This window comes from Actinocorallia libanotica (assembly GCF_039525175.1).
In the GTDB taxonomy this organism is placed as follows: domain Bacteria; phylum Actinomycetota; class Actinomycetes; order Streptosporangiales; family Streptosporangiaceae; genus Actinocorallia; species Actinocorallia libanotica.
Map to the genome: position 1 here is coordinate 47,609 of NZ_BAAAHH010000040.1, position 12,315 is coordinate 59,923.

General features: G+C 71.4%; 13 protein-coding genes. 9 read left to right on the top strand and 4 right to left on the bottom strand.

Features of this window, described 5'->3' with window-relative positions; translation table 11 throughout:
* Positions 1 to 6 precede the first annotated feature (6 nt).
* The gene (locus ABD140_RS33470) at positions 7 to 975 is read right to left on the bottom strand and encodes a magnesium and cobalt transport protein CorA (RefSeq protein ID WP_344245779.1); all 969 of its coding nucleotides are present in this window, start codon (positions 973 to 975) and stop codon (positions 7 to 9) included.
* Positions 976 to 1,006: 31 nt separating this feature from the next.
* Between ABD140_RS33470 and ABD140_RS33475 the strand changes: the two genes are divergently transcribed.
* From ABD140_RS33475 to ABD140_RS33490, 4 genes are read left to right on the top strand one after another with little or no spacing between them, the layout of a single operon-like run.
* Positions 1,007 to 1,678, top strand: a complete 672-nt coding sequence (locus ABD140_RS33475; RefSeq protein ID WP_344245781.1) for an MSMEG_4193 family putative phosphomutase — start codon at positions 1,007 to 1,009, stop codon at positions 1,676 to 1,678.
* 9 nt (positions 1,679 to 1,687) lie between these two features.
* Positions 1,688 to 2,245, top strand: coding sequence for a DUF3090 domain-containing protein (locus tag ABD140_RS33480; protein WP_344245783.1), 558 nt, complete (start codon positions 1,688 to 1,690; stop codon positions 2,243 to 2,245).
* The gene (locus ABD140_RS33485) at positions 2,242 to 2,970 is read left to right on the top strand and encodes an SCO1664 family protein (RefSeq protein WP_344245785.1); all 729 of its coding nucleotides are present in this window, start codon (positions 2,242 to 2,244) and stop codon (positions 2,968 to 2,970) included. Before ABD140_RS33480 ends, ABD140_RS33485 begins: the two co-directional genes overlap by 4 nt.
* Positions 2,971 to 3,003: 33 nt before the next feature.
* Positions 3,004 to 3,777, top strand: a complete 774-nt coding sequence (locus ABD140_RS33490) for an NRDE family protein (RefSeq protein ID WP_344245787.1) — start codon at positions 3,004 to 3,006, stop codon at positions 3,775 to 3,777.
* On the opposite strand, the gene mshC is transcribed toward ABD140_RS33490, so the two are convergent.
* From mshC to ABD140_RS33505, 3 genes are all read right to left on the bottom strand, one after another.
* Entirely contained in the window at positions 3,774 to 5,003 is a 1,230-nt protein-coding gene (gene mshC / locus ABD140_RS33495; RefSeq protein WP_344245789.1) for a cysteine--1-D-myo-inosityl 2-amino-2-deoxy-alpha-D-glucopyranoside ligase, read from the bottom strand. The two genes, ABD140_RS33490 and mshC, sit on opposite strands and share 4 nt — an antisense overlap.
* Positions 5,004 to 5,045: 42 nt before the next feature.
* Positions 5,046 to 5,900, bottom strand: a complete 855-nt coding sequence (locus ABD140_RS33500; RefSeq protein WP_344245791.1) for a PAC2 family protein — start codon at positions 5,898 to 5,900, stop codon at positions 5,046 to 5,048.
* A gap of 183 nt (positions 5,901 to 6,083) precedes the next feature.
* Entirely contained in the window at positions 6,084 to 6,539 is a 456-nt protein-coding gene (locus ABD140_RS33505; protein WP_344245793.1) for a universal stress protein, read from the bottom strand.
* Between the two features lie 83 nt (positions 6,540 to 6,622).
* On the opposite strand from ABD140_RS33505, the gene ABD140_RS33510 reads away from it, so the two are divergent.
* From ABD140_RS33510 to ABD140_RS33530, 5 genes are all read left to right on the top strand, one after another.
* Positions 6,623 to 7,276 (top strand): HAD family hydrolase, encoded by a 654-nt coding sequence (locus tag ABD140_RS33510; protein ID WP_344245795.1) that lies wholly within the window; start codon positions 6,623 to 6,625, stop codon positions 7,274 to 7,276.
* Between the two features lie 110 nt (positions 7,277 to 7,386).
* Positions 7,387 to 7,794 (top strand): hypothetical protein, encoded by a 408-nt coding sequence (locus tag ABD140_RS33515; protein ID WP_344245797.1) that lies wholly within the window; start codon positions 7,387 to 7,389, stop codon positions 7,792 to 7,794.
* A 485-nt stretch (positions 7,795 to 8,279) separates the two neighbouring features.
* Complete coding sequence (locus ABD140_RS33520; protein ID WP_425544178.1) at positions 8,280 to 9,272, top strand: ABC transporter permease; 993 nt, start codon at positions 8,280 to 8,282, stop codon at positions 9,270 to 9,272.
* Between the two features lie 55 nt (positions 9,273 to 9,327).
* Positions 9,328 to 11,079 carry an ABC transporter substrate-binding protein gene (locus tag ABD140_RS33525; protein ID WP_344245799.1) on the top strand — a complete coding sequence of 584 codons (1,752 nt, stop codon included), beginning with the start codon at positions 9,328 to 9,330 and terminating at the stop codon, positions 11,077 to 11,079.
* Between the two features lie 100 nt (positions 11,080 to 11,179).
* Entirely contained in the window at positions 11,180 to 12,193 is a 1,014-nt protein-coding gene (locus ABD140_RS33530; RefSeq protein WP_344245801.1) for an ABC transporter permease, read from the top strand.
* Positions 12,194 to 12,315: the final 122 nt, after the last annotated feature.

The window sequence follows — 12,315 nt, forward strand, 5'->3', positions numbered from 1 at the left end:
GCGGCGTCACAGCCAGCCGCTCTTCTTGAACCTGCGGTACAGCAGCGTGCAGGCGCCCGCCATGCCGAGCACGACCAGCGGGTAGCCCAGCACCCAGCCGGTCTCGGGCATGTGCTCGAAGTTCATGCCGTAGACGCCCGCGACCATCGTGGGCACCGCCAGGACCGCGGCCCAGGCGGAGATCTTGCGCATGTCCTCGTTCTGCTGCCTGCCCTGCAGCGCCAGGTGCGCGGTCAGCACGCTGGTGACCATCTCGCTGTGCGCGTCGATCTGCTGGTCGACGCGCAGCAGGGTGTCCTGCACGTCGCGGAAGCGCTCCCGGTGCCGCGCGCACAGCGGGACCCTGCCCCTGACGAGCTCCTGCAGCACCGGCAGCAGCGGATCCTGGGCGGTGCGGAACTCCAGGATCTCCCGCTTGAGGGTGTAGACGTCCTCGGTGGCGTCGCCGCCGCTGCGGGTGAAGACCCGGCTCTCCAGGGCGATGATGTCGGCCTCGATGTCGTGGTTGACCACGTCGTAGCTGCCGACGACCTCGTCCAGCACCGCGTACAGCACCGCGGGCGGGCCGGTGGCCAGCAGGTCGGCGTCGTGCTCCAGGCGCCGGCGCACCGGGACGAGGGGGTTGGCGGCGCCGTGCCGGACGGTGATGACGAAGTCGGCGCCGACGAACAGCATGATCTCCCCGAGGACGACCTCGGCGGGCTTGGTGTAGGTGACGGTCTTGAGCACCACGAAGATGGTGTCGCCGTAGTCCTCGATCTTGGGGCGCTGGTGTCCGTAGGCGGCGTCGTCGATGGCCAGCGGGTGCAGGCCCAGCTCCCTGCGGACGGTGTCGAACTCCTCGTAGCCCGGCTCGTGCAGCCCGATCCACAGGAAGGCGCCCGTCTCCCGCCGCGCGGCCCGCAGCAGCTTTTTGACGTCGTCGTCCGCCTCCTGCCGGACTCCGTCGCGGTAGAGGGCGCAGTCGACAATCATGCCGCCCAGTATCCGGCATAAAGTGTGGACCGTGCCGACTGTTCTCTTCCTCCGCCACGGCCTGACCGCCAAGACAGGGCCGGTGCTGACCGGCTGGACCCCCGGAGTGCCGCTGGACGAGCGCGGCGCCGCCCAGGCGCGCACCGTGGGGGCGCGGCTGGCCGGGCTGCGGCTGGACGCGGTGGTCACCAGCCCCCTGGAGCGGTGCGTGCAGACCGCGCAGGCCGTCCTCGACGCCCGCCGGGAGCCCGGCGGGCTCCACGTCGAGGAGCGGTTCGGCGAGGTCCGCTACGGCGACTGGACGGGCAGGGAGCTGAAGGAGCTCGCCGAGGAGCCGCTGTGGAAGGTGGTGCAGGCCCACCCCAGCGCGGTCGTCTTCCCCGGCCCCGACGGGGAGCCGCTGGCCTCCGCGCAGCTGCGGGCGGTGCGCGCGGTGCGCGAGTGGAACGAGCGGCTGGGGCCCGACGCCGTCTACGCCGTCTGCTCCCACGGCGACATCATCAAGGCGCTCGTGGCCGACGCGCTGGGCCTGCACCTCGACCAGTTCCAGCGCATCCAGGTCGACCCCGCCTCGCTGACCGTCGTCCGCTACACCGAACTGCGGCCCTTCCTGGTGCGGCTGAACGACCGCGGGGAGGACCTGAGCGGTTTGGTGCCGGCGAACCAGGGGGACGGTGACGCGCCGGTCGGCGGCGGCGCGTAGGGTCGGATCATGCCCGTCATCTCCTATGACCTGCCCGACCGGTTCGTCGTCGGCACCGTCGGCGCCCCCGGGCAGCGTGCCTTCTACCTGCAGGCCCGCGCCGGGAACCGGGTGACCAGCGTCGGCCTGGAGAAGTTCCAGGTCGGGCTGCTGGCCGAGCGGATGGAGGAGCTGCTGGACGAGGTGCTGCGGCGCAGCGGCGGCGCCGCCCCCGTCCCCGCGGTGGCCCCCGAGTCCCTGCACGACGACTCCCCCCTGGACCAGCCGGTGGAGGAGGAGTTCCGGGTCGGCTCGATGGCGCTGGCCTGGGACCCCGAGGACGAGCGCATCATCGTCGAGGCCGCCGAGAACGACCCCACGCTGCTGGACCCCGAGGAGCCGCCGGAGGCCGAGCCGGAGGGCGACACGCTGCGGGTGTCGATCACCGCGGCCCAGGCCCGGGCGTTCGCCGACCGCGCCCTGCGGCTGGTGGCCGCCGGCCGGCCGCCCTGCCCGCTGTGCGGGCTCCCCCTGGACGCCACCGGGCATGTCTGCCCCCGCCAGAACGGACACCTCAGGACGATATGACGCAGTCCCTCGCGGAGGACACCGCCGCGGCCGAACGGCTGCTGACCCACGGCGCGATGACGGTCGAAGGGCGCCTGGTCCAGGCCTCCAACGCCACGCTCCGCTGCGACATCGAGTTCGAGGGCCTGCGGGCCAAGTGCGTCTACAAGCCCGTGGCCGGCGAGCGCCCGCTGTGGGACTTCCCCGACGGCACCCTCGCCGGGCGCGAGGTCGCCGCCTACCTGGTGTCCCAGGCGATGGGCTGGCGGATCGTGCCGCCGACGGTGCACCGCGACGGGCCGTGGGGCCCGGGCATGGCCCAGCTGTGGATCGAGCCCGACCCGGCCGTCGACGTCGTGGCCCTGTCCCGCGCCAACGACGCGGCGGTGCGCCGGATCGCGGTGTTCGACGCGGTGATCAACAACGCCGACCGCAAGATCGGGCACCTGCTGCCGGTGGCGGGCGGCCACGTGCACGGCTGCGACCACGGGGTGTGCTTCTCCACCGAGTACAAGCTGCGCACGGTGCTGTGGCAGTGGCGCGGCAAGCCGCTCAAGCCGCTGGCGCTGCAGGGGCTGGCCCGGGTGCGGGCGGAGCTGGAGGGCGAGCTGGCCGGGCGGCTGGCCCGGCTGATCACCGCCGAGGAGGTCGAGGCCACCCGGCGCCGGGTCGACCTCATGCTCAAGCACCGGGTGCACCCCTACCCGCCGGAGGACTGGCCCGCGGTTCCCTGGCCCCCGATGTAAAAGTATTTCCGGTTATTTGGCGATAATGAACGTGTGTGTACCTGTCTGCTGAGCTTTGACCCAGCCTCCGCGGTCCCGGTGCTGCTCGTCGGGGTGCGCGACGAGTACGCCGACCGGCTCTGGGACCCGCCCGCCGCGCACTGGCCGGACCGGCCGGACCTGCTGGGCGGCCGCGACCGCCAGGCCGGGGGCACCTGGCTGGCGGTGAACCCCACCCTGCCCAGGGCCGGCTGCGTCCTCAACGGCTGCGGCGCCGACGCGCCCGCCGAGGGCCGGCTCTCCCGCGGCGACCTCCCGCTGCGCGCCGCCGGGGACGGGGAGCTGGGCGGCCTCGACCTGCCGCGGCTCGACCCGTTCCACCTGGTGTGCGCCGAACCCGACCGGGTCCGGGTGTGGACCTGGACCGGGCTGGAGCTCACCGAGCGGTCCCTGGAACCGGGCGTCCACGTGGTGGTGAACACCGGCCTGGACGCCTCCTGCCCGGGCCCCACGGCGATCCCGCAGCACGCCCTCGACGGGATCCGCGCCCGCCTGGGGCACTTCGGGCCGCGGCTGAGGGCCGCCGAGCGCCCCGAGCCCAAGGACGGCGACACCGCCGCGGCCTGGGGGAGCTGGCTGCCGCTGGCCGAGGGCGACGGCCTCGACCAGGACGACCCGCGCGCCCTGCTGCACCGGCACCTCACCGACACCGGCCGCGTCTTCGCCACCACCTCGGTCAGCCTGGTCGCCCTGGGCCCGGCGGGCGTGCGCTACGACTTCTCCGGCCGCCCGGGCGACCCGGCGGCCTGGACGACGGTCCTGGGCTAGAGCGCCACGCCCAGCAGGGCGTCGGTGACGGCGGCGACCTGCGCGGGCGCGGCCGCGTCGTCCCCGCCGGCGTCGGCCCAGGCGTCGACCGCGGCCAGCGCGGCCGGGGCGTCGAGGTCCTCGGCCAGCGCGGCGCGCACCAGCTCCAGCAGCGCGGCGGCCGGCGGTCCGGCCGGGCGGGCGACGGCGGCGCGCCAGCGGTCCAGCCGCTCGTGGGCGGCCTCCAGCTGGGACAGGGTCCACTCCCAGTCGGCGCGGTAGTGGTGGGCCAGCAGCGCCAGGCGGATCGCCATCGGGTCGGCGCCCTGGGCGCGCAGCCGGGAGACGAAGACCAGGTTGCCCTTGGACTTGGACATCTTCGCGCCGTCCAGGGCGACCATCCCGGCGTGCACGTACGCCCGGGCGTGCGGCGCCTCGCCGGTGGCGGCCTGGGCGTGGGAGGCGCTGAACTCGTGGTGGGGGAAGGTCAGGTCGCTGCCGCCGCCCTCCACGTCGAAGCCCATGCCCAGGTGGCGCAGGGAGATCGCCGAGCACTCGATGTGCCAGCCGGGCCTGCCCCGTCCGAAGGGGGAGTCCCAGGACGGCTCGCCGGGCCGCTCGGCCAGCCACAGCAGCGCGTCCAGCGGGTCCTTCTTGCCCGCGCGGTCGGGGTCGCCGCCGCGCTCGGCGAACAGCGGCAGCATCTCGGCCCGCGACAGGCCGCTGACCTGCCCGAAGCCGGGGTCGGCGGAGGCGGGGAAGTACAGGTCGCCGTCCACCTCGTAGGTCAGGCCCCGCTCCTTCAGCTCCGTGATCATCTCGATGATCATCGGGATGGCCTCGACCGCGCCGACGTACTGCGCCGGCGGCAGGACGCGCAGCGCCTCCATGTCGGTGCGGAACAGCTCGATCTCCCGCTCGGCCAGGTCCCGCCAGTCCACGCCGATCGCGTCGGCACGTTCCAGCAGCGGGTCGTCGACGTCGGTGGCGTTCTGCACGTAGTGCACCTCGTGCCCGCCGTCCCGCCACACCCGGTTCACCAGGTCGAAGGCCAGGTAGGTGTTGGCGTGCCCCAGGTGCGTGGCGTCGTAGGGCGTGATGCCGCACACGTACATGCGGGCGATCGGGCCGGGCGCGGTGGGCCGCACCGCCGCGGTGCCGCTGTCGTGGAGCTTCAGGGCCGGGCCCGGACCGGGCAGGCCGAGAGCGGGGAGCCGGGGGACATCGGGAGCAGACCAGGAGCGCATGAGGGCAGCTTATCTTCTAACGAACCGGATGATCCGGACAGATCAGACCGGCGGTTCCATGCCCCTGCGCCGCAGGTAGCGCTCGAACTCCCGGGCGATGGACTCGCCGGACGCCTCCGGCAGCTCCGCGGCGTCCTTCTGCTCCTCCAGGGTGCGCACGTAGTCGGCGACCTCGGTGTCCTGCTCGGCGAGCTCGTTGACGCCCTCCTCCCAGGCGCGGGACTGCTCGGGCAGCTCGCCCAGCGGCACCGTCACGTCCAGGATGTCCTCCACCCGGCGCAGCAGCGCCAGGGTGGCCTTGGGCGAGGGCGGGGCGGAGACGTAGTGCGGGACCTGCGCCCACAGCGAGACCGTGGCGACGCCCAGCCCGTCGAGGCCGTCCTGGAGCACGCCCAGGATGCCGGTGGGGCCCTCGTAGCGGGAGGGCTCCAGCGCCAGCGTCTCGCCCAGGCCGAGGTCGGCGGCGCTGCCGCTGACCGGGACCGGGCGGGTGTGCGGCGAGTCGGCCAGCAGGGCGCCCAGCAGCACCGCACTGCGCACGCCCAGGCGCACCAGGTAGTCGGTGATCTCGCGGCAGAACGCGCGCCAGCGCATGTTCGGCTCGATGCCGTGCAGCAGGACCACGTCGCGCCCGGACTCCAGCCGGGCGGTGAGGATCCGGGTGGTGGGCCAGACGATCTCGCGCCGGTCGCCGTCCCCGGCCAGGCGCACCGCCGGGCGGGTCACCTGGAAGTCGTAGTAGTCGTCGGGGTCGAGCTCGGCGATCTGGCGCGCGCCCCAGCTCTCCGCGAGGTGGCCGATCACCCCGCTGGCCGCCTCACCCGCGTCGTTCCAGCCTTCGAACGCGGCGACCAGCACCGGGCGGTCGAGCTCCGGCACGGATTCCAGTTCGAGCACGCGGCCTCCTTACCGGGGGTGACGACACGTCGGGGCCGACTCCAGCCTATGTCCTGGCGGCCCGTCCCCGTCCCTTCGACCGGGCATCCCACCCCGGCGGGGCCGGGGCGGGATGTCGACGTTTCGGGTGATCCCCGCTTGTTTCACGGGGGTTTTCCCGGCTTCGCGGTACCGAAACTCCCGTTACCGACCGTCGGTGGTGCGGACGATGAGGACGTCGCACGGCGACTTGTGGGAGAGGTTGGCCGGGACCGAGCCGAGCAGCCGCCCGGCCAGGCTGTTCAGGCCCCGGTTGCCGACCACCACGAGGTCCACGTCCTGGCGGCGCGCCAGCGTGGCCAGCACGTCCACCGCGTCGCCCTCCGCCGCGACCGTCTCGATCTCCTTGGCGCCCGCGGTCACCGCGCGCGCCCGGGCCGCGCGCAGCACGTCCTCGGCGGGTGTGGCGCCCTGCACCTTGTAGGCCAGGTCGCCCAGCCGGTCGGCGGCGACCGTGCGCTCCTTCTCCGGCATCGGGTGATAGGCCGAGGCGAGGACCAGCACCGCGCCGGTCGCCCCGGCCAGGGCCGCCGCGCGGTCCACGGCAAGGAAGGAGGAATCCGAACCGTCGGTGCCCACGAGGATGGACCGGTACGTCATGGGGGGTGCTCCTTACCAGTCGGTAGTCTCTGTCCGGGGAACGCTACTGCGCCCGTCAAGGTTCCGCCATATCCTCGTCTCCCGTGAGTCTCCAAGCGATCCTCTTCGACCTCGACGGCACCCTCATCAACTCCGAGCCGGTCTGGCTGGAGGTGGAGCACGAGGTCATGCGGTGGCTCGGCGGCCCGTGGGACGTCGAGCACCAGAACGCCGTGGTGGGCGGGGCGCTGTGGTCGACCGTCGACTACATGCTGGCGCTCGCGGGCTCGCGCGTGCCCCGCGAGGAGGTCGCCGAGCGCCTGCTGGGACTGATGGCCGAGCGGCTGCCGACCGACCTGGTCGTCATGCCGGGCGCCGGGGAGCTGCTGGCCGAGGCGGCCGAGGCGGACGTCCCGATCGCGCTGGTCACCTCCACGGTCCGCTCGCTGGCCGACGTGGCGATCGACGCGCTGGGCCGGCACCACTTCGCGCTGACCGTCGCCGGCGACGAGGTGGACCACACCAAGCCGCACCCCGAGCCCTACCTGAAGGCGGCGCGCCTGCTGGGCGCCGACCCGGCGCGGTGCGTGGCGCTGGAGGACTCCCTGACGGGGGTGCGCGCCGCCGAGGCCGCGGGCTGCGCGGTGGTGGCGATCCCGTGCGTGGTGCCGATCGAGCACGCGCCGACCCGGACGGTGCTGCCCTCGATGGAGGGGCTGACCGTCGAGCGGCTGCGCTCCCTGGTGGTGCGCCCCTGATCCGCGCCCGGGGGAGACCCTGAGGAGATCGGGGGCCGAACCCTCCCCGGGGAGGAGGAGACCGCGGCTCCCGCGTGTGACGATGGAGGAAGCGCACTGGGGAGTGAGAGATGAGCGATGTCCTGCTGTTCACCGTCAGCCTCGCGGCCACCGTCCTGGGGCTGCTGGCCAGCTGGCGGTTCGCCCGGAGCCGCGGCACGGCCTCGGGCCTGCGCGGCGCGGCCTGGTCGCTGGTGCCGCTGGGGTTCTACCTGACCGGGCTGACCGGGTTCCTCGCCTCGCTGGCCCTCAACCCGGCCCGCTGGGCGGGCGTGGCGGTCCTGGGCCTGGCGGGCGTCCTGTACGTGGTGTCCGGGGTGCGGCTGCGCTCGCGCGCGCCGGAGGCGGGGCCGCGCCGGGTGGCTCCCGCGGAGCGGCAGGGCGCCGCTCCCGCGCCGCGCGGCGGGGCGGCCCTGGGGGACGGGATGGACGACGACATGAAGGAGATCGAGGAGATCCTGCGCCGCCGCGGGATCTGAAGCGCGCCGGGGCGGTGGCCCCGGCGCACGCGGTCCCAGGGCCCGCTCCCGGACGGGGGCGGGCCTTTTCGCTGTCCATAATGTGAGAAAGCACACGCTGGAGCGCTCCACTCCGGGTGCTCGGTTACTCGCTGGTACGGATAATCTTCGCCCCGTACATCCCTCCCCGTTGATCAGATCACACGTATGACTCGAAAATGTAAATCTTTCCGTGATCATGGCTTCCGGGAACAAAGCCCTATCCGGCGGCATGGATACTCTCTTGCGGTGTGTCCGGATTCGGCCTCTGTAACGGAAGTTCTTCCGTCGGGGGGAGAAGAATCCAGGATGTGTCATCAAACGGTAACTTTCTGTTAAGAGGGCTGCTCCGAGCACCTTGGCGTCGACCGCGGCGCGGATACAAGGGGCACGTACACCACGCCGCCGCGGCGGCGGGTGTCCGGTGGCAGGAGAGGAACGTGCGTGAGCGAGCTTAGGGAGACCGCGTGACCGCGCCCATCGAGGTGTCGAAGGGCGAGGTCGAGGCCCATCCGGAGGACGTTCTGCAGGGTGTCCCCGGCAAGGCCGTCCAGGGACGCTCCCTGGGGCAGATCGCCTGGCTCCGCCTCAAGCGCGACAAGGCGGCGCTGGCGGGCGGGGTGGTCATCGTCCTGCTGATCGTGGCCGCGATCTTCGGCCCGTTCTTCCTGCAGGACCCCACCGTCTACAACCAGAACCTGATCGACCCCACGTTCCAGCGCCCCAAGGGCGGCTGGCTGCACTCGGGCATCAGCGCCGACCACCTGCTGGGCGTGGAGCCCAACACCGGCCGCGACATGCTCTCGCGGATCGTCTCGGGCGCGCGCATCTCGCTGCTGGTGGCGTTCCTGGCGACCCTGCTGTCGGTGCTGATCGGCACCGTCATGGGCGTGCTCGCCGGCTACTTCGGCGGCTGGGTGGACACTCTGATCAGCCGGGCGATGGATGTGTTCCTGGCCTTCCCGCTGCTGCTGTTCGCGATCGCGCTGGTGGGCGTGGTGCCGGGCGAGGTGCTGGGGATCAAGGGCAACGGCCTGCGGGTGGGGGTGCTGATCTTCGTGATCGGCTTCTTCAACTGGCCCTACATCGGGCGCATCGTGCGCGGCCAGACCCTGTCCCTGCGCGAGCGGGAGTTCGTGGACGCCTCCCGGAGCCTCGGCGCCGGCCACGGGTACGTGCTGTTCAAGGAACTGCTGCCCAACCTGGTGGCGCCGGTCATCGTCTACGCGACGCTGCTGATCCCCACCAACATCCTCTTCGAGGCGGCCCTGTCCTTCCTGGGCGTCGGCGTGAACCCCCCGACCCCCTCGTGGGGCGGCATGCTGACGCTGGCGGTGCCGACGTACCAGAACACGCCGTTCTTCATGATCATCCCAGGTATGGCGATCTTCATCACCGTCCTGGCCTTCAACCTGCTCGGGGACGGGCTGCGCGACGCACTCGACCCCCGGGCCCGATGAACCCCCCACGGGTTCGCGTTTCCCCTGCCAGTTCCCAGAGAGGTGCGCTCAGCACATGAAGAAGATCAAGATCGGGGCGTCCCTCGCGGTGGGCGCGGTGCTCGCCGCCGGGCTCACCGCCTGCGGCGGCGACTCCGAATCGGGTACCTCGGGTTCCGCGGCCAAGGCGGACGCGGCCAACACCGCGGTCGTCAACGCCTCGGACAAGAAGGGCGGCAACCTGCGTTACGCCATGTCGAGCGACTGGGACTCGCCCGACCCCGGCGACACGTACTACGCGTTCTCCTGGAACTTCGCCCGCAACTACGCCCGCGCGCTGACGACCTTCAAGAACGCCCCGGGCAACGACAACCTCGAGGTCGTCCCCGACCTCGCCGAGTCGCTGGGCACCCCCTCGGACGGCGGCAAGACCTGGACCTACAAGATCCGCAAGGGCGTCAAGTTCGACGACGGCACCGAGGTCACCTCCAAGGACGTCAAGTACGCCGTCGAGCGCTCGAACTTCACCTCCGAGCTCCAGCTCGGCCCCAAGTACTTCAAGCAATACCTGGTCGACAACCCCGGCGGTTACAAGGGCCCCTACAAGGACAAGTCCGAAGAGGGCCTGAAGTCCATCGAGACGCCCGACGACCACACCATCGTCTTCCACCTGAACACGCCGTTCTCGGAGTTCGACTACCTGGGCACCATGCCGCAGACCGCCCCGGTCCCGCGCGCCAAGGACACCGGTGTCAACTACAAGAAGGAGATCGTCTCCTCCGGCCCCTACAAGGTCGACTCCTACGTGCCGGGCAAGGAGATGAAGCTCTCGCGCAACCAGCACTGGGACGCCTCGACCGACCCGCTGCGCAAGGCGCTGCCCGACACCATCTCCGTCGCGCTCAACCAGAACCAGGACGACATCGACAACCGCCTGATGTCCGGCGCGCTCGACGTCGACCTGGCCGGCGCCGGCCTGGCCACCGCCGCCCAGCCCAAGGCCCTGGGCAACGCCGCGCAGAAGAACCACACCGACGTCGCCACCAGCAACTCGCTGACCTACATGACGATCAGCACCAAGGTCGCGCCGTTCGACAACCCGGCCTGCCGCAAGGCCGTGCAGTACGCCGTCGACAAGGTCTCGGTGCAGACGGGCCTGGGCGGCCCCCTGGCCGGCGGCGAGATCGCCACCACCGTGCTGCCGCCGTCGGTGACCGGCTACGAGAAGTTCGACCTGTACCCGTCGGCCAACAACGCCGGCGACCCGGCCAAGGCCAAGGAGCAGCTGGCCGAGTGCGGGCAGCCCAACGGCTTCACCACCACGCTGACCGCCCGCGCCGACCGTCCCAAGGAGATGGCCGCCGCCCAGGCGATCCAGCAGGGCCTGGCCAAGGCCGGCATCAAGGTCGAGATCAAGAGCTACCCGTCGGGTGACTACTTCACCAAGTACGCCGGCGCGCCGTCGTTCGTGAAGTCCAACAAGGTCGGCCTGTCCATGATGAAGTGGGGCGCCGACTGGCCGTCCGGCTTCGGCTTCCTCCAGCAGATCGTCGACAGCCGCTCCATCAAGCCCGCCGGCAACACCAACCTGTCGGAGACCGACATCAAGGCCGTCGACGACCTCTTCGACGCCTCGACGCAGGAGAACGACACCGCCAAGCGCAACGCGATGTACGGCCAGGTCGACAAGGCGGTCATGGAGAGCGGCGACATCGTCCCGCTGACCTACTCCAACCAGCTGCTGTACCGTCCCGACACCATCAGCAACGTGTTCGTGTCGGCCGCTTACAGCGGTATGTACGACTACCTCAACCTGGGCGTGAAGTAGCCCACGTCCGCTCGGTTCGTCTGATCACCGCAGAAGGCAGGTGAAGGCCGAGAGGTGAGCGCGGCCCCTTTTCGGGGCCGCGCTCGCCGGGCCGTTCCAAGTGTTCGCATTCATCGTCAGGCGCCTCTTCGGCGCGGTCGCCATGCTGATGATCGTCAGCATGGTCACCTTCGGCATCTTCTTCCTGCTGCCGAAACTGGCCGGGCAGACCACCGACCAGCTCGCCGCTTCCTACGCGGGCAAGGCCCCGACGCAGGAGGCGATCACCGACATCAAGGAGCGGCTGGGCCTGGACGACCCGATCGCCGTGCAGTACGGCCGGTTCGTCAAGGGCATCGTGGCGGGCCAGGACTTCAGCAACGGCCCCAGCGTGATGCACTGCGACGCCCCGTGCCTGGGGTACTCGTTCCGCAACTCCGAGCCGGTGCTGCCCACGCTCCTGGACCGGGCGCCGGTGACACTGTCACTGGCCGCCGGCGCGGCGGTCATCTGGCTGGTCGTCGGCGTCGGCATCGGCATCATCTCCGCGCTGCGCCGCGGCAGCCTCTTCGACCGCCTCGCCATGATGACGGCGCTGGCGGGCGTCTCCCTGCCCATCTACTTCACCGGCCTGGTGTCGCTGGCGGTGTTCGCCTACGGCCTCAAGCTCTGGCCGAACGGGGTGGCCTACACCTCCTTCCTGGACAATCCGGTGGACTGGGCTTATAACCTGATCCTGCCGTGGGTGACGCTGGCGTTCCTGTACGCCGCGTTGTACGCGCGGCTGACGCGTGCGGGCATGCTGGAGACGTTGAACGAGGACTACATCCGCACCGCCCGGGCCAAGGGCCTGCCGGAGCGGACCGTCATCACCAAGCACGCGCTGCGGGCCTCGCTGACGCCGATCCTCACCGTCTTCGGGCTGGACCTGGGCCTGCTGCTGGGCGGCGCTGTCCTGACGGAGAAGACGTTCGGGTTCGCGGGCCTGGGGGCGTTGTCGATCGACTCGATCGAGTCGGGCGACCTGCCGATGGTGATGGGCGTGGTGCTGCTGGCGACCGTCTTCATCGTCCTGGCCAGCCTGATCGTGGACATCCTTTACGCCGTGGTCGACCCGAGGGTGAGGCTGAACTAGTGAAGAGCGCATCCGTGCCCGCCGCGTCCGGGGCGCGCCCCTTCCTGGAGGTGCGCGACCTGCGCATCCACTTCCCGACCGACGACGGCCTGGTGAAGTCCGTGGACGGGCTGAACTTCCAG

Excerpts from the sequence above, each read along its gene's own strand:
- mshC (WP_344245789.1), bottom strand. The coding sequence starts at position 5,003 with ATGCGCTCCTGGTCTGCTCCCGATGTCCCCCGGCTCCCCGCTCTCGGC.
- ABD140_RS33480 (WP_344245783.1), top strand. The coding sequence starts at position 1,688 with ATGCCCGTCATCTCCTATGACCTGCCCGACCGGTTCGTCGTCGGCACC.
- ABD140_RS33505 (WP_344245793.1), bottom strand. The coding sequence starts at position 6,539 with ATGACGTACCGGTCCATCCTCGTGGGCACCGACGGTTCGGATTCCTCC.
- ABD140_RS33485 (WP_344245785.1), top strand. The coding sequence starts at position 2,242 with ATGACGCAGTCCCTCGCGGAGGACACCGCCGCGGCCGAACGGCTGCTG.
- ABD140_RS33515 (WP_344245797.1), top strand. The coding sequence starts at position 7,387 with ATGAGCGATGTCCTGCTGTTCACCGTCAGCCTCGCGGCCACCGTCCTG.
- ABD140_RS33470 (WP_344245779.1), bottom strand. The coding sequence starts at position 975 with ATGATTGTCGACTGCGCCCTCTACCGCGACGGAGTCCGGCAGGAGGCG.
- ABD140_RS33525 (WP_344245799.1), top strand. The coding sequence starts at position 9,328 with ATGAAGAAGATCAAGATCGGGGCGTCCCTCGCGGTGGGCGCGGTGCTC.